The sequence below is a fragment of the Altericroceibacterium endophyticum genome, from assembly GCF_009827595.1.
GTDB classification, from domain to species: Bacteria; Pseudomonadota; Alphaproteobacteria; order Sphingomonadales; family Sphingomonadaceae; genus Altericroceibacterium; species Altericroceibacterium endophyticum.
Genome location: NZ_WTYT01000002.1, coordinates 302,641 through 326,930, shown reverse-complemented (window position 1 = coordinate 326,930; position 24,290 = coordinate 302,641). Strand labels below are relative to the sequence as shown.

20 protein-coding genes and 1 tRNA gene are annotated in these 24,290 nt (G+C 60.1%); 12 read left to right on the top strand and 9 right to left on the bottom strand.

What is annotated here, in order from left to right:
* Window positions 1–57: 57 nt before the first annotated feature.
* From GRI91_RS05550 to GRI91_RS05515, 8 genes are all read left to right on the top strand, one after another.
* Window positions 58–810, top strand: coding sequence for an ImuA family protein (locus GRI91_RS05550; RefSeq protein ID WP_160735635.1), 753 nt, complete (start codon window positions 58–60; stop codon window positions 808–810).
* Window positions 716–2,278 (top strand): Y-family DNA polymerase, encoded by a 1,563-nt coding sequence (locus GRI91_RS05545; RefSeq protein WP_337190323.1) that lies wholly within the window; start codon window positions 716–718, stop codon window positions 2,276–2,278. The genes GRI91_RS05550 and GRI91_RS05545 overlap by 95 nt, the downstream gene beginning before the upstream one ends.
* Complete coding sequence (locus GRI91_RS05540; protein WP_160735634.1) at window positions 2,275–5,523, top strand: error-prone DNA polymerase; 3,249 nt, start codon at window positions 2,275–2,277, stop codon at window positions 5,521–5,523. Before GRI91_RS05545 ends, GRI91_RS05540 begins: the two co-directional genes overlap by 4 nt.
* Before the next feature lie 191 nt (window positions 5,524–5,714).
* Window positions 5,715–7,706, top strand: a complete 1,992-nt coding sequence (locus tag GRI91_RS05535) for a BCCT family transporter (protein WP_160735633.1) — start codon at window positions 5,715–5,717, stop codon at window positions 7,704–7,706.
* A gap of 183 nt (window positions 7,707–7,889) precedes the next feature.
* A complete protein-coding gene (locus GRI91_RS05530; RefSeq protein WP_160735632.1) occupies window positions 7,890–8,558 on the top strand; it encodes a hypothetical protein in 669 nt (222 codons plus the stop codon).
* 443 nt (window positions 8,559–9,001) lie between these two features.
* Window positions 9,002–9,982: a glycosyltransferase family 2 protein gene (locus tag GRI91_RS05525; protein ID WP_160735631.1), complete on the top strand. Its 981-nt coding sequence runs from the start codon at window positions 9,002–9,004 to the stop codon at window positions 9,980–9,982.
* 151 nt (window positions 9,983–10,133) lie between these two features.
* Window positions 10,134–11,039 carry a glycosyltransferase gene (locus tag GRI91_RS05520; RefSeq protein WP_160735630.1) on the top strand — a complete coding sequence of 302 codons (906 nt, stop codon included), beginning with the start codon at window positions 10,134–10,136 and terminating at the stop codon, window positions 11,037–11,039.
* A gap of 10 nt (window positions 11,040–11,049) precedes the next feature.
* Window positions 11,050–12,498: an oligosaccharide flippase family protein gene (locus GRI91_RS05515; RefSeq protein ID WP_160735629.1), complete on the top strand. Its 1,449-nt coding sequence runs from the start codon at window positions 11,050–11,052 to the stop codon at window positions 12,496–12,498.
* Here GRI91_RS05515 and GRI91_RS05510 read toward each other — a convergent pair.
* From GRI91_RS05510 to GRI91_RS05500, 3 genes are all read right to left on the bottom strand, one after another.
* Entirely contained in the window at window positions 12,495–13,445 is a 951-nt protein-coding gene (locus GRI91_RS05510; RefSeq protein WP_160735939.1) for a formylglycine-generating enzyme family protein, read from the bottom strand. The genes GRI91_RS05515 and GRI91_RS05510 overlap by 4 nt on opposite strands.
* Window positions 13,446–13,735: 290 nt before the next feature.
* Window positions 13,736–13,822, bottom strand: a tRNA-Leu gene (locus GRI91_RS05505).
* 118 nt (window positions 13,823–13,940) lie between these two features.
* Complete coding sequence (locus GRI91_RS05500; protein ID WP_160735628.1) at window positions 13,941–14,726, bottom strand: zinc-ribbon domain-containing protein; 786 nt, start codon at window positions 14,724–14,726, stop codon at window positions 13,941–13,943.
* 159 nt (window positions 14,727–14,885) lie between these two features.
* On the opposite strand from GRI91_RS05500, the gene ftsE reads away from it, so the two are divergent.
* From ftsE to GRI91_RS05480, 4 genes are read left to right on the top strand one after another with little or no spacing between them, the layout of a single operon-like run.
* Window positions 14,886–15,578, top strand: a complete 693-nt coding sequence (gene ftsE, locus GRI91_RS05495; RefSeq protein ID WP_160735627.1) for a cell division ATP-binding protein FtsE — start codon at window positions 14,886–14,888, stop codon at window positions 15,576–15,578.
* Entirely contained in the window at window positions 15,575–16,465 is an 891-nt protein-coding gene (locus GRI91_RS05490; RefSeq protein WP_160735626.1) for a cell division protein FtsX, read from the top strand. The genes ftsE and GRI91_RS05490 overlap by 4 nt, the downstream gene beginning before the upstream one ends.
* Window positions 16,462–16,995 carry a YdcF family protein gene (locus GRI91_RS05485; RefSeq protein WP_160735625.1) on the top strand — a complete coding sequence of 178 codons (534 nt, stop codon included), beginning with the start codon at window positions 16,462–16,464 and terminating at the stop codon, window positions 16,993–16,995. The genes GRI91_RS05490 and GRI91_RS05485 overlap by 4 nt, the downstream gene beginning before the upstream one ends.
* Before the next feature lie 5 nt (window positions 16,996–17,000).
* Window positions 17,001–17,681 (top strand): lysophospholipid acyltransferase family protein, encoded by a 681-nt coding sequence (locus tag GRI91_RS05480; protein ID WP_160735624.1) that lies wholly within the window; start codon window positions 17,001–17,003, stop codon window positions 17,679–17,681.
* A 41-nt stretch (window positions 17,682–17,722) separates the two neighbouring features.
* Here the strand turns inward: GRI91_RS05480 and GRI91_RS05475 are convergent, their stop codons facing one another.
* The 6 genes from GRI91_RS05475 to mobA form a co-directional block, all read right to left on the bottom strand.
* Entirely contained in the window at window positions 17,723–18,631 is a 909-nt protein-coding gene (locus GRI91_RS05475; RefSeq protein ID WP_160735623.1) for a prephenate/arogenate dehydrogenase family protein, read from the bottom strand.
* Complete coding sequence (hisC, locus tag GRI91_RS05470; RefSeq protein ID WP_160735622.1) at window positions 18,628–19,731, bottom strand: histidinol-phosphate transaminase; 1,104 nt, start codon at window positions 19,729–19,731, stop codon at window positions 18,628–18,630. The genes GRI91_RS05475 and hisC overlap by 4 nt, the downstream gene beginning before the upstream one ends.
* Window positions 19,732–19,863: 132 nt before the next feature.
* Complete coding sequence (fdhD, locus tag GRI91_RS05465) at window positions 19,864–20,658, bottom strand: formate dehydrogenase accessory sulfurtransferase FdhD (RefSeq protein WP_160735621.1); 795 nt, start codon at window positions 20,656–20,658, stop codon at window positions 19,864–19,866.
* A complete protein-coding gene (locus GRI91_RS05460; protein WP_160735620.1) occupies window positions 20,630–20,914 on the bottom strand; it encodes a formate dehydrogenase subunit delta in 285 nt (94 codons plus the stop codon). Before GRI91_RS05460 ends, fdhD begins: the two co-directional genes overlap by 29 nt.
* A complete protein-coding gene (gene fdhF, locus GRI91_RS05455) occupies window positions 20,911–23,760 on the bottom strand; it encodes a formate dehydrogenase subunit alpha (RefSeq protein ID WP_160735619.1) in 2,850 nt (949 codons plus the stop codon). The genes GRI91_RS05460 and fdhF overlap by 4 nt, the downstream gene beginning before the upstream one ends.
* The gene (mobA, locus tag GRI91_RS05450; protein ID WP_160735618.1) at window positions 23,750–24,280 is read right to left on the bottom strand and encodes a molybdenum cofactor guanylyltransferase; all 531 of its coding nucleotides are present in this window, start codon (window positions 24,278–24,280) and stop codon (window positions 23,750–23,752) included. Before mobA ends, fdhF begins: the two co-directional genes overlap by 11 nt.
* Window positions 24,281–24,290 lie beyond the last annotated feature (10 nt).

The window sequence follows — 24,290 nt, the reverse complement described above, 5'->3', positions numbered from 1 at the left end:
AATTAAAGCATAAGAGAAGCTTGCATGGAGAGAGGATGAGAACATAATAAGAACATTATGTTCGATTCGCCTGATTCTCTCACCCGGATTTCCGCTGCGCCGGACAAAGCAGCGGCAGCGCATCGTCTGCCTCTGGGGGTGGCTGATGCTGACGAATGGCTGAAAGGCGGGCTGCGCCGCAATGCCCTGCACGAATTTCATGCGGGCGATACGGGGGATGAAGCGACCGTCATGGCCTTCGCATTGCTGCTGGGGACGCAAGCGGACCGCGAGCGGCCAGTGCTGTGGCTGCGGGCCGGACGGCGGCAGAAGCGGCTCCCTTACGGGCCGGGATTGCGGGAGCTGGGATTATCCCCTGACAGGGTGATCCTGTTGCAATTGCCTGATTTGCAAGGGCAGCTGCGGGCTGCGGCCGATAGTGTCCGGCATGGCGGGGCATCGGCGATTATTCTGGAAATGCCTGGGCGAGCGCCCTTGTTCAACCTGACGGCGTCACGCCGGCTGACGCTCGCGGCGGAACGCAGCGGCACCATGGTTTTGCTGGCGCGAAGTCAGGCTCCCTTGATGCCCAGCAGTGCCGAAACCCGCTGGCAAATGGCCAGCGCTCCATCGTCACCTTTGCCGGCGCAGGCGCCGGGCGGGCCTGTGTTTGACCTGACCCTGCTGCGACAGAAAGGCGGGCGTGAGGGGCTTCATCTGCAATTGGAATGGGACCGTGAAAAAGCTGCTTTCCAGGCGCCGCTATCTGGCGGCCATGCTGCCCTTCTTCCCGGCGGAGCGCAGGATCAGCGCAGGTCTCGCGCCGCCTGACACATCTTTCGCCCTGATTGAAAAACAGCGCGGCGCCCTGCGTATCATGGCGCTTTCTCCCGCAGCGTGCAGGCTGGGCCTGGCGCCGGGCATGATGCTGGCCGATGCACGGGCGCAAGTGCCCGAGTTGCTCGGCTTCCCGCATGAGGAGGAGGCGGATAGGGCTGTGCTGACCCGGCTGGCACTGGCTTGCGAAATATACACGCCACTGGTCGCCGCGGCGCAGCCATATGCGCTGCTGCTTGATTGCACGGGCTGTTTCGATGCCGTGGGAATGGATGAGGCGCAGCTGGGCGAAGATCTGACCCGCCGCCTTGTCAGGCACGGATTTCAGGCGCGTACCGCATGGGCCGCAACGCCGGATGCTGCGCTGGCCTGCGCGGTTTACGGCCAGGATAATCCGCATGATCTGCCGGTTGAGGCATTGGAGCTGGGGGCGGAGGTGCATCAGGCGCTGCGCCGGTCCGGTTTGATGGTGCTGGGTGATCTTGCCTGCCGGCCGAGCGCCCCGCTGGCGGCGCGTTTCGGGACTGCGCTGCCGATGCGGCTGGCCGCTTTGCTGGAGGAGCAGGATCGCCGTCTCACCCCCTTGCGCAGCGTGCCGCCAGTTCGGGTGGAGCGGCGCTTTCCCGAACCGCTGGCGCTGGTCGATACGTTGCTGAAAGTTATCGCTGATCTCGCCGGAGAGGCCGAAGCCCTGCTGGCCGAGCGCGGGGAGGGCGGACGGCGCTTTGAAGTGCTGCTGTTCCGAACCGATGGCCATGTGGCACAGTTGGCGGTGGATAGCGCGCTGCCCTTGCGCGATCCGGCGGCCATTGCCGATCTGTTTGGGGAACGGATCGCCTCGCTGGCCGATCCGCTTGATCCGGGTTTTGGCTATGATGTGATCCGCCTTGCCGTCAGCCATTGTGAAGCGCTGGAACAGGAACAATCAGGTTTTACAGAGGATAAGCGGGTCAAGGACACGCTGCCGCTGCTGAACCGGCTGGCGGTGCGTTTCGGTGCCGACAGCATCCGCCTGTTCCATCCGCGCAATGCCCATCTGCCCGAATATGCGGCGTCTTTTATGCCGGTGGGTGCGCCGGGATCAGGGCCAGTGCCGGGAACGGCAGCGAGTGGGCGAGCAGAGGCGGCGATGGACACATGGCCAGAGCCGGAATGCGGCGAGCCACCCTTGCGCCCGCTCTTCCTGTTCGATCCGCCTCAGCGCGTACAGGTGATGGCGCAGGTGCCCGACGGTCCGCCGCGGCGTTTCCAATGGCGGGGCAAAAGCTATCGCATCAGCTTTTATGAAGGGCCGGAGCGGATTGCCTATCCCTGGTGGAAACACCCCGAAGGTTCAGGGCCGACCCGCGACTATTACCGGGTGGAGGATGAGCAGGGCCACCGTTTCTGGCTGTTCCGTCACGGTTTGTATGAGCGGGAAAGCGATCATCCGCACTGGTATATTCACGGGCAATTCGCATGAGCGATATAGATTGCTTCTACGCTGAATTGGGTGCGGCAACCCATTTTTCCTTCCTGCGCGGGGCCAGTTCGCCGCAGGATATGGTGCTGCGCGCACTGCAACTGGGTCATGCCGGTATCGGTATTGTGGACCGCAACAGCGTGGCCGGCGTGGTGCGCGCGCATCGTGCCGTGCGTGAAATTAAGGAGAAGTCGGCGGAGGGGGGCAAGCCGCTTGATTTCCGCCTGATGGTGGGCGCGCGGCTGGTCTTTGCCGATGGCACGCCCGATATTCTGGCCTATCCGACGACGCGATATGGCTGGGGGCGGCTGACCCGCTTGCTCACCACGGGCAATCTGCGCGCGGAAAAAGGGGACTGCATTCTCCGTCTCGGGGATCTGCTGCATTTTCACGAGGATCTGCAGCTGATCGTGCTCCCGCCTGTGTCGCCGGAATTGCTCATCCGTCTGGCCCGCAAATTTGTGGGGCGCATCTGGCTGGGCGCCACCATGTTGCGGCGCGGGCGCGATGCACGCCAGCTGGCGGCCTTGCAGGATCAGGCGCAATTTGCGGATCTGCCGCTGATCGCGCTGAATGAAGCCTATTATGACGGGCCAGAGGCGCGGCCCCTGCATGATATTCTCACCGCCATTCGTGAAAAGACGACCGTGTCTGCGGCCGGACGCAGGCTGGATGCCAATGCCGAAAACCATCTCAAACCACCTGCGGAAATGGCGCGGCTGTTCGCTCATGCGCCGGAGGCCATTGCCGCGATCCGCCATTTCTGCGCCGGCATTCACTTCACGCTCGACCAATTGCATTACGAATATCCGCATGAGCCAGTGCCACCTGGCTATACGCCGCAAGGCTGGCTGACCGAGCTTGTCTGGACCACCGCGCAGGACCGCTGGCCAGATGGCGTGCCACAAAAATTGCAGGACCTGCTGCATGAGGAACTGGTGATTGTCGGACAGGCGGAATATGCGCCTTATTTCCTGACCGTGCATGACATTGTGCGCTTTGCTCAAAGCCGGGGCATTTTGTGTCAGGGGCGCGGATCGGCGGCCAATTCGGCAATCTGTTATGTGCTGGGCATCACGGCGGTTGATCCGGCCGAGCATAAGCTGCTCTTTGCCCGCTTCATCTCTCCCGAGCGTAAGGAACCGCCCGATATCGATGTCGATTTCGAGCATGAGCGGCGCGAAGAGGTGATGCAGTATATTTACAAAAGGTTCGGCCGCCACCGTGCCGGGATCGTGTCCACCGTCATTCATTACCGTCCGCGCAGTGCAGTGCGCGAAGTGGGCAAGGTGTTGGGGCTGAGCGAAGATGTCACCGCCAGACTGGCCAGCACGGTCTGGGGCAGCCGCTCCTCCAGCTATAATGACCGGCGCAGTGAGGAGACGGGACTGGACCCGGACAATCCGGAAATCCTGCGGCTCAACCATTATGTCGCGCAAATTTTGCAGTTTCCGCGCCATCTTTCGCAGCATGTCGGCGGTTTTGTGCTGACGCAGGACCGGCTCGATGAAACCGTGCCGATCCACAATGCGGTGATGCAGGACCGCACTTTCATCGAATGGGACAAGGACGATATTGACGAATTGCGCCTGATGAAGGTGGATGTGCTGGCACTGGGCATGCTGACCTGCATTCAGAAGGCCTTCACCCTGATTGAAACCCATATCGGGCGGCAATATCGGCTCGATTCCGTGCCTGATGATGCGCCGGATGTCTTTGCCATGCTGCACCGGGGCGAAAGCGTCGGCGTGTTTCAGGTGGAAAGCCGGGCGCAGATGAACATGTTGCCGCGCCTGCGACCGGCAAATTTCTATGACCTTGCCATTCAGGTGGCGATTGTCCGGCCCGGCCCGATTCAGGGGGATATGGTGCACCCCTATCTGCGCCGCCGCCAGGGTGTGGAAGCGGTTGATTTCCCGTCCCCGGCACCGCCGCATGACCCGGATGAACTGAAGAATGTACTGGGCAAGACGCTGGGCGTGCCCCTGTTTCAGGAACAGGCCATGCGGCTGGCGATCACTGCGGCTGATTTCTCACCGGCAGAGGCCAACCGCCTGCGCCGGGCCATGGCGACCTTCCGCAATCTTGGCCATATGGAGGATTTCAAGGGCAAGATGGTCGAAGGCATGGCCGCGCGCGGTTATGACCGGGCCTTTGCCGAACGCTGCTTCAAACAGATCGAAGGCTTCGGCAGTTATGGTTTTCCTGAAAGCCATGCACTGGCCTTTGCCCGGCTGGTCTGGGTCTCATCCTATCTCAAGTGCCGTTATCCGGCCGTGTTCGCGGCCGCTTTGCTCAATTCCCAGCCCATGGGTTTTTATGCGCCGGCACAGATCATCCGTGATGCGCGGGACCATGGCGTGGAGGTGCGCTGCATAGATATTCAGCACAGCGAGTGGGACAATTCTCTGGAAGCCCGGCCCGATGGCATTCTGACGCTGCGGCTGGGGCTGCGGCAGATCGGCGGTTTTCGCAAGGAATGGGCCGAACGGATGACGCAGTCGCGCCCCTTTACCAACATGGAGCAGATGGCCCGTGCGGCTGACCTGCCACCGCGCGCTCTGCGCTTGCTGGCGGATGCGGATGCTTATGGTTCGCTCGATCTGAAGCGGCGGGATGCCGTGTGGGAGGCGCGCCGCACACCCGGCGGTGAATTGCCGCTTTTCGCCGCTGCCAAGGCACGTGAATTGGGTGAAGAGCCGGCGGCGAATTTGCCGGCCATGGCTTTGTCAGAGGAAGTGGTGGCCGATTACCAGACCTTCCGCCTGTCGCTGAAGGAGCATCCGCTGACCTTCTTGCGCGAATCTTTCCTGCAAGAAGGAGTGACCGCCTGCGCCGATCTGAAAAACTGCGCCAATGGGGCGAAGGTGAAAGTGGTCGGGGTGGTGCTGGTGCGGCAGCGACCGGGCAAAGGCAATGCCATTTTCGTGACGCTGGAAGATGAAGACGGCATCGCCAATGTGGTGATCTGGGCGCGGTTGTTTGAACATTTTCGCCGCGAAGTGATGGCGGCGCGCCTGATGCTGGTAGAGGGGGAATTGCAGCGCAGCCCGGAAGGCGTGCTGCATGTTATGGCGCAGCGCATAGAGGATCGCAGCCCGGATCTGGCGCGGTTGACCCCAAAACACAGCGTTGGAGGCCATGGTGCGCGCATGGGTGAGGGGCGGGGCATGGCGGCGGATGAAACGCGGGCCCGCCATCCGCGCAATGCCCGGATCATTCCCCGGTCACGCGATTTCCATTAAAAATCAGCGGTGTGAGTCGCCCCCTCGCAGCCCGTTCCGCGGTTAAATGACGATATAGAATTGGCCAATAAGTCCAAAATCGCTTAGGGACGCGGCGAGCTCATATCCCGCCACCGACCGATGCTGCATTGCCCTGCCTGATCAGGCGGCATCCTGCGGGTATTTTGAAACATGACCAGCCAGGGGAAAATATGTCAGATTCGGTGCTTACAGAAGCGTCCTCAGTCGAAGACAGCGCGAGGATTAAGGTCAATCCACCGGTCTTTTTCATATCCGCCGCACTGATCATTGCCTTCGCCCTGTTCGGTGCCCTCATGCCCAAGGTGGCGGAGCGTGTGTTCAGTGCAGTTCAGGCCTTTGTCGTGCAGGATTTTGGCTGGCTCTATATCACTGCGGTGGCTGGCTTTCTGGTCTTCGTGATCTTTCTGATGGTCAGCCGTTATGGCAATATCAAGCTGGGGCCGGATGAGAGTGAGCCCGAATATAGCTATATTTCCTGGTTCGCGATGCTGTTCAGTGCTGGCATGGGCATCGGGCTCGTCTTCTTTGGTGTGGCAGAGCCGATTCAGCATTATTCCAACCCGCCTATCGGAGAGGCCGGAACGGTAGAGGCCGCGCGTCAGGCCATGATGCTGACCTTCTTCCATTGGGGGCTGCATGCCTGGGCCATCTATATCGTGGTTGGCCTGTCGCTGGCATATTTCTCTTTTCGCCGCGGTTTGCCGCTGACCATCCGTTCGGCGCTCTATCCCCTGATCGGGCATCGTATCGACGGACCGATCGGCCATGCGATCGATATTTTTGCAGTGCTGGGGACGATGTTTGGCGTCGCCACGTCGTTGGGGCTGGGCGTGCTGCAGGTCAATGCAGGCTTCGCCTATCTCTTCGGTGCGCCGGTGAACACGACAGTGCAGCTCATACTGATTGCGGTGATTACCCTGATGGCGACCGCATCTGTCTTCCTTGGCCTTGATAAAGGCGTGAAGCGGCTATCGGAACTGAACATCATTCTGGCGATTGGCCTGCTGCTCTTCGTGTTGATCGCCGGTTCAACCGTATTCCTGTTGCAGGCCTTCGTTCAGAATATTGGCACCTATCTTGGCTCCGTGGTCAGCCGGACCTTCCGCATGTATGCCTATGAACCCAATCCATGGCTGGCGGACTGGACGCTGTTCTATTGGGGCTGGTGGATCGCCTGGTCCCCCTTTGTGGGCATGTTCATTGCGCGCATTTCTCATGGCCGCACCATCCGCGAATTTGTGGGCGGCGTGTTGCTGGTGCCGTCCTTGTTCACCTTTCTGTGGATGACAGTCTTTGGCAACACGGCCATTTCTCTCGATATGGCAGGGGTGGCGCCGATCGCGAAAACTGTGGCCGACAATCTGCCGATTGCCTTGTTTGAAACGCTTTATGCGCTGCCCTGGGGCACGGTCACATCCTTCATCGCGACGCTGCTGGTCATTACCTTCTTTGTGACATCGGCGGATTCGGGCGCGCTGGTGATCGATATGATCACGTCGGGCGCGGCAGAAAATCCTCCGGTTTGGCAGCGTATCTTCTGGGCTGTCTGTGCCGGTGCTGTGGCCGCGGTTCTGCTGCTGGCTGGCGGGCTTCAGGCATTGCAGACGGCCGCGATCGCCAGTGCCTTACCCTTCACGGTCATCCTGATTTTCATTGCCTATGGCCTGTTCAGGGCGCTCAGAATGGAAACTCAGGGTAGCTCGACCGATCTTATGGTCGCCATCGCGCCCCCTCCCGGTGCGCGTGATTTCAATTGGGAAAAGCGCCTGACTTCGATCATGGGGCATTTCGGCAAACCGGAAATCAGCAAATTCCTGACCGGTACGGCGCGGCCTGCGCTGGAGGCTGTGGCTGAGCAGATGAAGGAACAAGGCCTGTCGCCAGAGCTGGTCGAGAAGGAAGACGGTATGGAGCTGACCGTACCGCATGGGGAACGCGGTGATTTCCGATACACCGTGCGCAGCCGGGCCTTCCTTTTGCCGAGCTTCGTCTGGGCGGAATCGCGTAAATCGCAGGAGAAGGAGCCGCGGCACTTCCGGGCGATGGCGCATACGTCAGAGGGTGAGACACCCCACGACGTGACCGGCTTTTCTCATGATCAATTGATCAATGATCTGCTCAATCGCTATGCAAGCTTCCGTCACAAGCGGCGGATTGCCTGACCTTGTCATTTACCGTGCCGGGGGCGTCAGATTGATCACTGGCCCCCGGCACGAATATTCGAGACAGGGCGTCAAACGGCCCCAAAGCCAGCCAACGCGTCAGAGGCAGGACAGAGTGTTATGCGCAATTCTTACCGCTTAGCCGCAAAGTCGCTTTTCTGCCTCGTGACAGGCGCGGCGGCTATGGCTGGCTGCACGCATACTTCAACGCAATCCCGCGCCGAATCCCCGCCTCCTGCCGTGCCGGCACCTGCGGATGATCCGGCGATTGGCAGCTATGTCATGCGCACTGTGGACAGCATCGCGCGAATCCGGCTCGGTGATGATCATCGCTTTGCCTATAATCTGATGGCCGGTTCGCTCGATCAGCGGGCCTTTGGTTATTGGCGGCGCGATGGTGCGGAGATCCTTTTCACGAGTGATCCCAAGCCGGTTCCGCCGGAGATCCATGCCGGACCTGTGCAAACCGGCACGGGCGAACCCTTCACATTGCGGGTGGTGAACGCGAAGGGACGGGATATTGCCGGGATAGATTTCTGCATCATGTTTGCCGAGGGCGCGCCGCTATGCAGTTACACGGATGGCGGCGCATGGAGCTGGCCCGCTGATGAGCAGCGCCTGCCGCGCAGCATCACGTTTGATCTGCACGGCTATAATCTTCATTCCGGCCCCATGCCGCTGACCGCAAAAGCCGGCCATGCCGCCAGCTTTATCCTGACGCCAAACGACTTCGGTGTGGCAGATTTCACCGGCGCGACAGCTATTGTCAGCGAGGATGAATTGTATTTGCGCGGTCCATCGCCGGATAATTTCAGCATCACCTTCCAGCGGCAGCACGCAAGCCCGGAGTAAAACCGGCGATCTCATGCGCCACCTGCGTTCTTTTGCCCGGTCAGGACGGCCACCATGTCCCGGGGTTGCATGTGCGAACCCGGCGCCAGCTTTTGACATGACCGATGTGCGATTGCGCTGCGCTGTGAGAGGGTTAGGCCGTAAACTCACAAACAGCACCGTCGGGGCGCCCAAATGGCGAACATATCGGGGCAAAGCGCCCGCCGGCAAGGCTGTTTGTCTTTCCAAGGGCGATTTGGTTCGAGAGGGAAGCCATTTGGGCGTCGCAAAGCGATTTGGCCAAAATGGCCCATCGCTGCGTCAAGAAGCCTTGAAATATCGACATATTTCCACGCCTTCTTTCCTTACGCTGAGCCATTTTGCCTCAAACCTCGATGGTGCTGTTTGTGAGTTTACGGCCTAAGGCTTTAGGGAAAATAATTTCTCGGCCTATAGGTGTGATAATGGACAGTGCCATCGCCCCTGTTTCGATAATTATCCCGAATTACAACCGTGCTGCGCTTATCCGGCGGGCACTGGACAGCGTGGCGCGCCAGTCGATGCCGCCGGCGGAGATTATCGTGGTGGATGATTGTTCGACCGATGATAGTATTCCGACGATACGCGAATGGGCGCGTTCCAGCCCCATTCCGCTGCGCTTGATAGAGATGGAGCGCAATGGGGGCGCGGGGGCGGCCCGCAATGCGGCCATGGCGCAGTCCCAGGAAACCTATTGTGCCTTTCTTGATTCCGATGATGAATATCTGCCGCATGCCGTGGCGACCCTGCTGGCTCCGCTGATCTCGGAACCCGACGCCGCACTCAGTTTTGCCGATGCCAGAATATGCAATAATGGAGCGCCAACCGACGATCTGCTGATGAGCAGGGCCTTGCCGCGAGATCACTGCCTCAGAACGCCGGTCACGGATGGCAGTGCGGAGGTTTTTCGGCTGAAAGACCCGCTTTCCACATTGCTGCTGTCGAGCATGATCCCCACGGCATCGGCCATGTTTCGGCGCGATGCCGCCAGACGCGCGGGATTGATGCCTGAATACCGCTATGGCGAGGATTGGCTGTTCTGGCTGAAATTGACGCAGCAAGGGCATTTTTATTGCCAATATACGGTGACTTCGCTGGTACATCGTCAGAACGATAATCTGACAGGTGGGGGGCATGAGCGGCAATGGGCCGGGACGTTGCTGGATACCTATCTACAGCTTCGAAATGGCGATGTAGCATTGCCGCTCACCGACGATCACCTCCGCACATTGGACCGCGCAATCGCCGACCAGACCCGAAGCTGGCGCTACCATCACTCCAAAGGCGGCCTGCGTGCGTATTTTCGCGCGCTGAGCAGTGAGAACGCGCAGCGAACCGGAGGGCTGTTGCGGCATTTGCTGAATGATCCGAAGAGCCTGCTGCGAGCGCTCTTGTCCGTCCAATGACAATTATGCGTTTCACAATTGGCCATTTCTATAACGCCTGTGTATCGCCGCCCTCGATCAATGCTATATTGTTTCATCAACGAGTGGCACTGGAAGCAGATATTCCAGCGAATGCTGATTACATGAGACCGATCAGATGGAGAGGGTGCGCGTGAACGACCATGCCAATGCGGCAAATGCGCCGCTCGTCTCTATGGTGCTGCCGGTTTATAACGGTGCGCGCTATCTGGTGGAGGCGCTGGATTCCATTTTTGCGCAGAGCTTCAGGGATTTCGAGCTGATCGCCGTTGATGATTGTTCGAGAGATGACACGCCCAAAATCCTGCAGGATTATGCCGACCGGCATGACAATATGCGCATCCTGACCAATCGGGTGAACAGCAAATTGCCTGCCAGCCTCAACAATGGATTTGCAGAGGCCCGCGGGAGCCTGTTCACCTGGACGTCGGACGACAATATTCTGCATCCCGATATGCTGACCGAGCTGGTCAAAATCGCGCAGGAAGAGCCGGAGAAGGATATCTTCCATGCCGATTACCGAATTATCGACGAGCATGGCCATCACCGCGCATTGGTTCCGGCCGGAACGCCGGCGGATCTGCTCCGCGTTAACGCAGTGGGGGCATGCTTCCTCTATCGCCGGAAAGTGGACGAGGTGCTGCACGGCTATGATGAAAAGCTCTTCGGGATTGAGGATTACGATTTCTGGCTTAGGGCGATGCAGGCAGGCTTCCGCTTTCGCCCGATCCACCGCGAACTCTATTTCTACCGCCGCCATGATCAGAGCCTGACCGATCGGCGTGCCCGGCATATCCAGGCGTTGGCAACACAGGCATTGCTGCCCGTAGTGCGCAGCCTGCCCCACGCGCCACAGCGGGCCTCAGCCTATATCCACGTGGCCTGCCGCGATTCCGTGACGCTGCGCTGGTATTTGCTGGGGAAGGCGGCTCGTGAACAGCCACTATCGCTGTTTTCTCATGCCGGGATGATTGCGCGCTGGTTGAAATATGCGCTGGGTTTGCGGGTGCGCGGCCAGATACGCGCTGACGCCGAATGAGGGCCCGCTGATGTCCGTACGTTCGGCGGCCTTATGGGCGGCGTCTTCGCAATATTTCGGCTTCATCCTGCAATTTATCTCCAGCGTCGTCATTGCGCGCTATTTCCTCGGGCCGGAGGAGTTCGGGGTCTTTTCCGTCGCATTTTCCGCCGCAGCACTGGTGCATGGGCTGCAGGATTTCGGCCTTAATCGCCATATTGTCGGCGCCCGGCAACTGGGCCGCAAACAGATCCGGCAATCGGTGTCGATATCGGTGGTGGTGGCGCTCTTCATAGCGGTTGTGATCATGGCCATGGCCTGGCCGTTGGCGCTGATTTACGGGAATGACGATCTGGTGGCTATCACCCTGGTGATTGGCGTCAGTTTCCTGTTCATTCCCTTCTCCGTAACATCCACCGCGCTGCTTCAGCGGGACATGGATTTTCGCCGCTGCGCCTTTGTTGATATTGGCTCAAACATCCTGAACGTCACCGTGCTGATCGGTTCGGCGGCGCTGGGCTATTCTTCGCTGTCGCTGGCAATCGGAGTTTTTTCCTATCAGATGAGCCGGGCCATTCTCGCCCAGTATTTCCGCCCGATCTGGCGTGATCTGCGCCTGACCTATCGCGGATCGTTCAGCATGTTCCGCTATGGTCTGTCCTCCAGCCTCGTCTCGCTGACCGGTTCGGCCAGTTCCAACGGTCCTTCGCTCATCATCGGCAAAATGATCAGCGAAGCGGCACTGGGTTTTTATGGCCGTGCCACCGGCCTTGCACTGCAATTCCGGCTGTTGGTCGGGGGCCCGATCGGCGCCGTCTTCTACCCCTCTCTGGCCCGTGCGCGGGACCGGGGGGAGAATTTGGGGGACCGCTATATCGCGCTGACTGCGGCACTTTGTGCTGTCACCTGGGCCGCAATGGCCGGACTGGCCGTCGCGGCCGAGCCGTTAATTCTAATCGTCTATGGTGATATCTGGCGCGAAACGGCACCGGTCCTGTTCTGGATCGCGCTGTCGCAGATCTTTTTCATCGCCATTCCGATGCAGATCGAGGTCGCCTATCTGATGGGGGGCTGGAAAAAGATCATCTGGCTTACGCTGGCCGAAACGATCATTTCTCTGCTGTTGCTCGCTATTTTCGCGCGATATGGGCTCGTCTGGGCGGCGATGTCCCGCATGCTGCATGGTGTGATCTGGTGGATGCTCCATGCTTTCTTCATCCGCCGGCTGGTGGGGTTCAGCTGGCGTAGCCTGCTCACCGTCTATGCGAAGACGGCGCTGGCCGCGCTGGTGGCGGTTGTCCCCTTGCTCGCTGGCTATCGCTTCTGGATGGCACCGGCGGATATGACGCTGATCCCGCTGATTGCCCTGTCCTGTGGCGGGGTGGTCTTATGGGCGCTGGCCTTGCACTTTGTGCGTCATCCCAGCGCGGCGGACTTACGAGAGATTGGCCTGGGATTGATAAGGAAAGTCCTGCCCTAACCCCGGGACCTTCGGCCGCGCTTCACGTCCTTTTCACGAATGATGCAGCGGAAACCGACATGGCTGGTGGAGCTTTCCACCGGCTGCGGATGACGCGCCGCCGGGCGATAGCGGCGGCAGTGATTGACCGCACAAAGGTGTGAACCGCCCTTCAGAACACGGCGCCCAATCTTGATGTCCGGCGTGCAGGGATCGAAACTTTCGCGCTTGGCCGCGCCGCGCGGATTGTCCGGCACGCAGCAGGCGCCGGGCTTCTTCTTTTCGATTTGCTTGGGCATGGCATACCAATCCGCCGTCCATTCCCAGACATTGCCGATCATATCGAACAGGCCATAGCCATTGGCCGGGAAGCTGCGGACGGGTGAGGTGCGCTCCCACCCATCAAGTAGCGAATTGTCATGCGGGAATTCACCCTGCCAGTAATTGGCCAGCATTTGCCCGCCTGGTGCAAGCTTGTCGCCCCAGGCATATTCTGCCCCCTCCAGGCCGCCCCGGGCGGCATATTCCCATTCTGCCTCACTGGCCAGGCTCTTGCCTGCCCATTTGGCATAGGCTTTCGCATCGTCGAAACTGACATGCACCACGGGGTGGTCTTCTGTCCCCTCGATCGAACTGTCCGGGCCAAGCGGGTGGCGCCAGTCTGCCCCAAAGCAGAATTCCCACCACAGCGAGAAATTCTTCAAATCGACGGGCCCTGCTGTTCGTTGGAACAATAGCGATCCGGGCTTTGCCATTTCTTCTGGCATACCGGGATAATCTGCCGGGTCAGGCGCGATTTCGGCTGTTGTCAGATGGCCTGTCGCCGCGACGAATTCGGCAAATTGCGCGTTGGTTACCGGGGCCTCATCAATCCAGAAGGAATCGACCTTCACTTTGCGGATCGGGGCCTCTTCGGGGTAGAATTTTTCCGACCCCATGGAGAATACACCGCCCTCAATCAGCCGCATATTCGCCGCCGGAGCATCCAGCTGATGGGTTCTTTCGTCAGGAATATTGGAAGCCATAGACTGTCATATATCCGGTCATATCGGAATATACGAGGACGAAATTCTGCGATTATGCTTCCGCTAGGTGGCCGCATAGGGAGCGTCTTGCACACCATCACAGGTCATGATTACGGGTGGGGAGGCAAAGGAGCATGGGCTCGGGACCCAGCGCAGTTATCGCTGACGCAGCCATTGTTCTCGGCTGCCCCCGGAGGGGAGGAGAACCCATAGTGCTCTGAAACAGGATAAAATGGTGCGGTCGAGAAGACTCGAACTTCCACGGACTTTCGTCCACAACGACCTCAACGTTGCGCGTCTACCAGTTCCGCCACGACCGCATCATGAACAAGGAACCGCGAAGGTCCCCTCGGTAGGAGCGCGCCATTAGCAAAGCGATTCCACTCCGGCAAGCGGCAGGACGCACAAATTTTGCAGTAAATTCGGTCTGCGAGAGATTTATTCCGGATTCCAGCCGATTTCTGCGACTCTGGCAGAGCGCGGAACATCGGTGACGGCTTCATTTATGGCCACACTTTCACCGGGCGCTAGTGTCCGCTTCGGGGCCAGAACTTCCCAGCTATAGACGATTCGGTCACGCTCATCGCGCAGAATGATGAGAATGGGCGGCACGCGCTGACTTTCGCTGCCAGTATTGGTGATCGTACCGCTGGCACCGAAAAATTCGGTGCCGTTGGGCAATTGACGGCGATCCTGTTTATCTGCCGGAAATTCCAGCTTCAGATCGGAATGGCCCTGCGCGAAAGTGGGGCGACTGACCGGCACCCATTCTGGCAGGCCCCAGAAATTTACCGCTACTATGGTTGCCAGGGCGAGGATAGCGAACAATGCCGCCGCAAAGCTCCATAGTTTCAGCGGATTGCGGCGCGCTCTTTTGCGTCGCTTGCCGCTCTCTGCAGTGGCGTGGCTGATGGGCGGGGGCGGTGTCAGTGCTGCCGGGGCGGTGGGCGCCTCTGTGGAGGCTTCAGGTGCAGGTGCAGGCCGCTCGGATGCTGTTGGATCTCCGCGCGCCGGTATTGGCTCTTGGGCTGCAGTCTGCGCGCTTGCCTGCTCTGTCTGCGCCGCGTCCCCGCTGGTTCCGGCGGGCATGTTGTCCGCCGTTTCAGGGCCATCCTGAAACCAGCTATTGCGGCATTTGGCACACCGCACCATGCGACCCTCCGGGCTGATCGCATTATCGGGCACAGCGTAACGCGTGTGGCAGGCTGGGCAGGCAATAATCATTCCGCGAATCCTAAGCATGACTGGAATGCGGCAACAAGACGCGATGACAAGGCCATGCACCTTTCCCTGGCTTTTTTCCACATGGAACAACGTCTATAGGGGCACTATCATGCTGATACGCGTTTCCTTTCGGCCGCTTTACAAGGCCGCCCCCCGCCGATGAATGCGGGCCGTGACCCCATTGTGCGGTTCGACAATGTGGGGCTGCGTTACGGAACCGATCGCGAAGTGTTGAGCGATCTCAACTTTGCGCTGCTTCCCGACAGTTTCTATTTCCTCACCGGGCCAAGCGGTGCGGGCAAGACCTCGCTCTTGCGGTTGCTCTATCTCGCGCAGAAACCATCGCGCGGCATTATCAGCATGTTTGGCGAGAATGCCGGCTTGTTACCACGCAAGGCGCTGCCGCCCTTGCGCCGCCGGATCGGCGTGGTTTTTCAGGATTTCCGCCTTATTGATCATCTCTCGGTGTTCGACAATGTCGCTTTGCCGCTCCGCATTGGACGGATAGCGGAGGAGGAGCTTAGGGAATCGGTCAGCGATATGCTCGACTGGGTTGGTCTGGGGCATCGCGCAGAGGCCCATCCGGCGGTTCTGTCCGGTGGGGAGCAGCAACGCGTTGCTATTGCCCGGGCGGTGATTGCCCGGCCAGAAGTTCTGGTCGCTGACGAGCCGACGGGGAATGTTGACCCCGCGATGGGCAGGAAGCTGATCCGCCTGTTCGAAGCGCTGAACCGGCTGGGGACGACGGTGGTTGTCGCTACACATGACCGCACATTGCAAAAAGAAGTGTCGGTCGCGCATATGATGAAGCTGGATCGCGGGCGTTTGACCATCGCGGAGCCGGCGGCATGAATGGCCGGTTGAAACTGCGCATCCGGCGGGCCTCCAACAAACGACTGGGCGGCCCGATGCCGTGGGTCGTGGCGATCATGGTTGCGCTGATGGTGATGATTGCGAGCGCGGGCATGGCGCTGAGCAATCTGGCGCGCACCTCGGAAGCGGATCTGTCGGGCAGCCTGACTGTGCAAATCATGGAAGCGGCCGAATATCTGCGCGACCGGGAGGCCGCCGCGGCCATGTCGGTTTTGGAAGAGCGCGATGATATTGCGCAGCTGCGCCGGGTTTCTGACCGTGAATTGCGTGACATGCTGGAGCCGTGGCTGGGCGATCTGGGGGAGGGCGGCGCCAATGTGCCTATTCCGGCACTGATCGATGCCCGTCTGGCCGTTCCGCTCAGCGAAGCGCGGCTGGCGCAGATCCGCCAGAGTGTCATCGAGGCTGCGCCTTCTGCAAGGGTGGAGGCGCAATCCACCTGGCTGGCGCCGGTATTGCGGGCGGTTTCTGCGCTGCAATATTATGCACTGGGTCTGGTCGCCTTGCTGGGCGTGACGACGGCGGCGGCAGTATGGCTTGCCGCGCGCAGTGCAATGGCAGCCAATCGCGACACGATTGAAGTCGTGCATCTGCTGGGCGGGACGGATGATCAGGTGGTGCGATTATTTCAGAAACCGGTTGTTCGTGACGCGGCGCTGGGCGGGGCTGTGGGCTTCATTCTGGGGGGCGGGCTGACCCTGCTGATGGCGCGTCAATTCGCCGCACTGGATTCGGGACTGGTCGCATCGGGGCGTTTGGGGGTTGCGGATTGGGCCGTTATCGCCTCCATACCGCTGGCTGCTGTCGCCTTGGCAGCACTAACCGCCCGCATCAGTGTGATGTCGGTGCTGAGGGGGATACGATGATAGGCCGGCTCGCCGCGGCAGCGCTGATTGTGTGGTTTCTGGGCTTTGTGTGGTTCGCCGCCGCCTTGCCCCAGCCCTTGGCCGATGATGTGAAAACCGATGCCGTTGTCGTCCCCACTGGCGGCGGCGGCAGGATCGAGCGCGGACTGCAATTGCTGGAGCGGGGAAGCGCGAAGGAAATGCTGGTCACAGGCGTTGATGCGGCGGTTCGTCCGCGCGAATTCCAGGTTCAGTATGACGTGCCTGACAGGCTGATGGAATGCTGCATCACTCTGGGATTCGATGCACTTGATACGCGGGGTAATGCGCGCGAGACGGTTCGCTGGCTTGAGGAAAGTGATGCCCAGAGCATACGGCTCGTCACCAGTGATTGGCATATGCGCCGGGTCCACCAGGAATTGGTCAACCGGTTGCCGGATAATATTTCGCTGATAGAAGATGCGGTGCCTACCGAACCCTCCTTATCCACTCTGTTTCTTGAATATCACAAATTGCTGGCCGTATTGCTGATACAGGCCTGGCCTGGTTGAAGCCCATGAACATTCTGCGCAGTCTTCTTTTCTATTCTCTCTTTTATGGCGGAACGGTTTGCCTGCTGCTGTTCGCTTTGCTGGTTGTGGCCGTGGCACCATCCCGCATTCGCGGCGTAGCTGATGGCTGGGCGCGGTATCACCGCTTCTGCGTCACGAAATTCCTGGCAATCACTGTTCGGAAAGAGGGAACGGAGCCGGATTATCCGGTGCTCTATGCCTTCAAGCATGAGAGCTTTTTTGAGGCGATCGATTTGCCTGTTGCGCTCAACTGCCCGGTGATCTTCGCGAAAGAAGAGCTGTTTCGCATCCCCGGCTGGGGCGCAGCCGCTCTTGCCTATGGTGTGGTGCCGGTGGCGCGCGATGGCGGGGCGAAAACGCTGCGGAAGATGATCCGCAGTGCCCGCGAATTTGTTGGCCAGGGGCGCCCGCTGGCTATTTTCCCCGAAGGAACCCGCGTGCCCCATGGTGAAGTGGCACCGTTACGTTCCGGCTTTGCAGGCATTTACAAGATGATGCGCATTCCCGTGGTGCCGGTGGCGGTCGATAGCGGCCCGCTTTATCACCGTTTCTGGAAGCGCAAGGGTACGATCACGCTGCATTTCGGAGACGTTATTCCTGCCGATCTGCCACGTGCAGAAATTGAAAGCCGTGTCCTGACGGCCATCAACGCGCTCAACGCCTGAAGGCTTCAACCCGGCTGGCGACCTGCACACACAAGCCGCATTTATTGATGATCGCCGCGACCAAAATCGGGTCGGGCATCGTCCTGCCCCAATGCGACGATAGACCGGCGGATGGCACGGGTACGGGTGAAGAGATCGAACATGCTCTCCCCATCGCTGGCGATGATGCTTTCGCGCATATGGGCCAGATCAGTCAGGAAACTGTCGAGCATTTCCAGCACGGCCTCGCGATTATTCAGGAAAACGTCGCGCCACATGGTCGGGTCACTCGCGGCGATGCGGGTGAAATCGCGGAAGCCGCCAGCAGAATATTTGATGACTTCGCTGCGGGTCACTTCTTCCAGATCAGACGCGGTCCCGACGATGGTATAGGCGATCAGATGGGGAATATGGCTGGTCACGGCCAGCACGCGGTCGTGATGTTCCGGGTCCATGGTTTCCACCATCGCGCCCAGACTTTCCCAGAAATCGACCAGCCTATCGAGCTTGTGCGTATCCGCGCCAGTGGGCGGAGTTATAATGCACCAGCGCTGATGGAACAGCGTGGCAAAGCCGGCATCGGGGCCGCTATTTTCCGTACCCGCCACCGGGTGGGCCGGAATAATCGTGTGGTCGGGCAGCGCTTCGGACAGGGCCTTGGTAATGGCGGCTTTGGAGGAGCCGACATCGCTCACCACCGCATCCGGCCGCAAACCACCACTGATAGCAGCGGCGGCGGCACCCATTGTCCCGACAGGCACGCAGAGGATCACCAGATCAGCATCCGCCACCGCTTGTTCCGGCGTGTCGGCGATATGGCTGGCGAGGCCCCGTTCCCGCGCGCGAAGGCGGACATCTGCATCGCGGTCATAGCCCGTGGTGGTTACGCCAGGGAGATGCTTCTGCACGGCCAGCCCGATTGAACCGCCCAGCAGGCCCAGCCCGATAATGGCGACATGCTGAAAACTCATGACGCAGCCTTTGCCTGTTCACGCAGACATGCGGTGACATCGGCCATCTGCTCGCTCGATCCGATGGTGATGCGTAGTGCTTGCGGCAGGCCCTGGCCGGGCAAATGGCGCACGGCATAGCCGCGTTCGGCCAGGGCATCCTGTGCCGCCGCAGCGCTCAGTGCGCCTTCAAACAGGACCAGTACGAAATTGGCCTGACTGGGCAGTGGGCGGATGCCGTAATTGCCCAGTTGAGCCATGGCTTCGGTAAAGCGGGCGCGTTCGGCGCTGTTATGTTCGCGCGTCGCGGTTACGAAATCGCGGTCACGAATGGCGGCTTCGGCGGCAGCCTGCCCGGTCGCATTGACGTTGAAGGGGCCGCGAATGCGGTTGAGCGCCGCGATCAGATGCGGTGCGCCGGTGCCCCATCCGATCCGATCAGCAGCAAGACCGTGAATCTTGGAAAAAGTCCGTGTGACCAGCACGTTTTCATGGGCTGCGGCCAGGTCCAGACTGCCATCGTCGAGCTCGGGCGCAACATATTCGGAATAGGCCTGATCCAGCACCAGCAGGACATTCCTGGGCAGACCTGCATGAAGCCGCGCCAGTTCTTCACGGGGCAGATAGCTTCCCGTGGGATTGTTGGGATTGGCGAGGAAAACCAGCGCGGTACGCTCCGTCACACAACCGAGCAGCGCATCGACATCACAGCCAAAATCTGCATCGGGCGCTTCCACCGGCTCTGCTCCGCAGCGCCTTGCTGCGATCTCATACAGCGAGAAACCATAGCGGACGAACAGAACTTCATCGCCCGGACCGGCAAAGGCGCTGGCCGAAATTGTCAGCAGTTCACCCGAGCCGGTGCCGCAGACGATGCGGCTTTCATCCAGCCCATGCGTCTGGGCGATGGCTTCGCGCAGAGCGGTGCTGTCCGGGTCCGGGTAACAAGCTGGTGTGTTTGCGTGGCTCCGGGCCTCCAGCGCTTTAGGGCTGCAGCCCAGCGGGTTCTCATTGGCGGACAGCTTGATCAGCTTGTTGCCAGAGCCGGATTTGGATTTGCCGGGGACATAGGCGTGGATCTTTTCGATCCAGGGCTTCATTTCGGGGCGTGTCGAAGTCATGATCCACGCGCATAGCTTCCCCTTACGCCAATTGACAGCCTGCTTTGTGCAGCGAAGCTGCCTTTCTTATGGCGCGCCTTGCCGGGGCTGAATGCAGTATTCAACGCAAGCGCGAGGATGTGAAATCTGGCGTTACTGCGATCCGTCATGCACCCATAAGACACTGTCATCGCGTGCGAGAGACCACAGGCTGAGCCCTGCTTGTTTCGCGCGCTCCACTGCCATGGATGTGGGCAGCGAAATGGTGACGAGCCGTGTCGCACCAGCACGCACGGCTTTTTCGACAATTTCATAGGAACAACGCGCGCTCGACAGGATGAAGCCGTTTGCTGGATTCTGTCCCTCTATCGCCAGCGCGCCCACGAGCTTGTCTAGCGCATTGTGCCGTCCGACATCCTCCCGCGCATGAAGGATATTGCCCCGGCGATCGGCGAAGGCAGCCGCATGGGCCGCGCGGGTGGCCTGGCCAAGTGGCTGGAAATCGCGCAACTGGCCGAGAGCTTTGAATATGGCGTCTGCGGGCAGGGCAGAATGCGGCATGACAGGGGGAAGCGGGGCTGACAGGGCTTCGAGATTTTCGATCCCGCACAGGCCGCAGCTCGATTCGGCTACGCGGGTACGGACACGCTCGGTCAGCTTTTCGATCCCGAGCCCGGCAAGCGAAGCGCGCACAATCCAGCCCTTGTCGACCTCGGTCACGGCAATCTCGGTGATGTCTCCGGGCGCCTGCGCCAGTCCTTCATTGAGTGCGAAACCCCGTGCGAAATCGTCGAGATCACGCGGAGATGCCATCATGACGGCATAGGAAAGCCCGTTGAATTCCAGCGCGACCGGCACTTCAGGCACCCACTCCCGCTTCACGGAAACGAAGGTGCCGTCGCGCTGGATTTCGCGCAGGTCAGCCGGCGTCGGAATGGCCTGCCTCATGGGCGCTGTTGAACACAGTCGCCCGCGTCTGATGGGCAGGTTCCACGCCTTCAGCCAGTTCATCAATCGCTGCACGGGCAATGGGAGACAGCGCGTCACGATCATCAGCAAATATCTGCTGCTTCATCCGCGGGTCCCAGAACATATTGATATGGTCGGCAGTCGCCTCAACCGCATCGGTATGTCCCATCACTTCGAAATTGCGCGCGATCTGGTCGGCCATGCGGCGCAAGGTCTCGATTGTGCTCCCGCTCATTCGGCTGGCTCCATCTCGCCTTCGATCCGGCGGGCGCGTTCGGTCAGGTCGACATAGCCTTCCTGCCAGTCGGAGGGGCCATTGGAAGGCATCACCTGCACCGCCGTTACCTTATATTCCGGGCAATTGGTCGCCCAGTCGGAGAAGTCGGTGGTGACCACATTCGCCTGCGTCGCGGGGTGGTGGAAGGTCGTATAAACCACGCCCGGTGCCACGCGGTCGGTGACTTTAAGGCGCAAGGTGGTCTCTCCCGTGCGGCTGGTCAGTTTGGTCCAGTCGCCATCCTTCAAGCCACGATTATCGGCATCAGAGGGGTGCATTTCCAGCAGGTCTTCCTCATGCCACTGCACATTCTCAGTCCGCCGTGTCTGTGCGCCGACATTATACTGGCTGAGGATACGACCGGTGGTGAGCAGCAAGGGGAAGCGCGGACCGGTCTTTTCATCGGTGGGCACATATTCGGTGACCACGAATTTGCCCTTGCCGCGGACGAAGCCATCGACATGCATTACCGGCGCGCCGTCGGGATATTGTTCATTCACCGGCCATTGCAGCGAGTCTTCGCGTTCGAGGCGCTCCCAGGAAACACCGGCAAAGCTGGGCGTCAGGCGGGCGATTTCGTCCAGAATTTCACTCGGATGTGTGTAGTTCCAATTCAGATCGAGCGCGTTGGCCAGCGCCTGCGTCACTTCCCAGTCGGACATGCCATTGGCCGGTTCCATCACCTTGCGCACCGGCTGAATGCGGCGTTCGGCATTGGTGAAGGTGCCGTCCTTTTCAAGAAAGGTCGAACCGGGCAGGAAGATATGCGCGTAATTGGCCGTTTCGTTCAGGAAAAGGTCGTGAACGATCACGCATTCCATCGCCTCCAGTCCGGCTGCGACGTGTTTGGTGTTGGGGTCGGACTGAAGAATATCCTCGCCCTGAATATAGATCGCGCGGAATTCGCCATCGACGGCGGCATCCAGCATATTGTTGATCCGCAGGCCGGGTTCGGCATCAAGCGTGACGCCCCAATCCTGTTCAAACAGGGCGCGCGTTTCGGCGTCTGAAATATGGCGATAGCCGGGCAGTTCATGCGGGAAGCTGCCCATGTCGCAGGCGCCCTGCACGTTGTTCTGTCCCCGCAGCGGGTTCACGCCCACGCCATCGCGGCCAATATTGCCGGTTACCATCGCCAGATTGGCAATCGCCATGACGGTGGAGGAACCCTGACTGTGCTCGGTTACGCCCAGACCGTAATAGATCGCGCCATTGCCGCCGGTGGCGAAGAGACGGGCCGCTTCGCGTACGCTCTGCGCAGGCACGCGGGTTACGCCTTCCAGAACTTCAGGGCTGTGTTTTTCGTCCGAGACGAAGCGCGCCCAGTCCTGATATTCGTCCCAGTCGCAGCGTTCGCGAATAAAGTCTTCATGCGCCAGACCTTCGGTCACGATCACATGGGCGATTGCGGTCAGCAGGGCGACATTGGTACCCGGCTGCAGCGGCAGATGATGGGCGGCTTCGATATGCGGCGATTTGACGAGGTCGATCCGGCGCGGATCGATCACGATCAGCTTTGCACCCTGACGCAGGCGCTGCTTCATGCGGCTGCCGAATACGGGATGGCCGTCGGTCGGGTTGGCGCCGATGACCAGAATGACGTCAGAATGTTCGACCGAATCGAAATCCTGCGTGCCCGCAGATGTACCGAAGGTGGTTTTCAGACCGTAGCCGGTCGGTGAATGGCAGACACGCGCGCAGGTATCGACATTGTTGGAGCCGAAGCCACCGCGGATCAGTTTTTGCACCAAAAAGGTTTCTTCATTGGTGCAGCGGCTGGAGGTGATGCCGCCCAGCGCACGGGCACCATGTTTCGCCTTGATCGTCTTCAGTCGGTCCGCAGCATAGGTGAGCGCTTCGTCCCAGCTGACTTCACGCCAGGGCTGGTCGATGCTGTCGCGGATCATTGGCGACGTGATCCGGTCCTGATGGTTGGCATAGCCCCAGGCGAAGCGCCCTTTCACGCAGCTATGGCCGCGATTGGCCTTGCCATCCTTATAGGGCACCATGCGGACCAGTTGTTCGCCGCGCATTTCCGCGCGGAAGGTGCAGCCCACGCCGCAATAGGCGCAAGTGGTGACGACGGAGCGTTCCGGCTTGCCGACTTCCTTGACTTTCTTTTCCTGCAAAGTGGCGGTGGGGCAGGCTTGCACACACGCACCGCAGCTGACGCATTCGCTGGACATGAAATTGTCGAGAGTCTGGCCCGCACTGATTTCGGAGGCAAAGCCGCGGCCATCCACGGTCAGTGCGAAAGTGCCCTGCACTTCATCGCAGGCGCGCACGCAGCGCGAACAGACAATGCACTTGCTGGGGTCGAAATCGAAATAGGGGTTTGAATGGTCGGTCGGCTCGGCCAGATGGTTCGCGCCTTCATACCCATAGCGCACATCGCGCAGGCCCACGGCTGCGGCCTGATCCTGCAGCTCGCAATCATTATTGGCGGAACAGGTAAGGCAATCGAGCGGGTGATCGGAGATATAGAGCTCCATCACGCCCTTGCGAAGTTTTTCGAGGCGCGGTGTCTGGGTTTTGACCACCATACCTTCGGCAACCGGGGTGGTGCAGCTGGCGGGGGTTCCGCGTGCGCCCTCGATCTCGACCAGGCAGAGGCGGCAGGACCCGAATTGCTTCAGATTATCCGTTGCACAGAGTTTGGGGATGGACCCACCGCTTTCGGAAGCGGCGCGCATCACCGTCGTACCCTCGGGCACGGTCACCGCGCGGCCATCAATCGTCAGCGTTACCTGACTTTCCGAACGGACTGCCGGCGTGCCGAAGTCCTTCTGCCTCTCATAACCCATAATTATTCTCCGCGGCGGTCAGATCCGCCTGCGTGTTGATATTAGCAGTTTTATGCGTGGATTTCACGGGGGTTGCGCCGATTGTTTCGGCGAAGGCCCTCATGGAATGTTTGCCGGTGCCTTCAAGAATGTCTTCCACTGCCGTTGCGGCACTGACCGGCCAATGGCCGATCACCGGCTGGCTTTCCAGAAAGGCCGGGGCCGGGGACAGCAGATCGGGCAGATTATCGGGCAGGCTGACCGAATCCACGCCGCAGGTCAGGATCGAATGATAATCCATATCCAGCGCATGACGCAGACCGGCGGCGATACCGCCTAGTGGCCCCATATGCGGCCGCGGCCAATCGGGAATGCAGGGGGCAGGGCCAGTTTCGCGCCCGGCAATCACCACCATTTCGCACCAGAGCGAAAGCGCGTCGACTGCCCGGATGAGCAGCGAATGCCCACCGAGTTCGGCCAGCGCCTTATCGCTGCCAAAACGGGAGCTCTCACCCCCGGCAAGGACTACCCCCAATATCATGCGTGTTTCC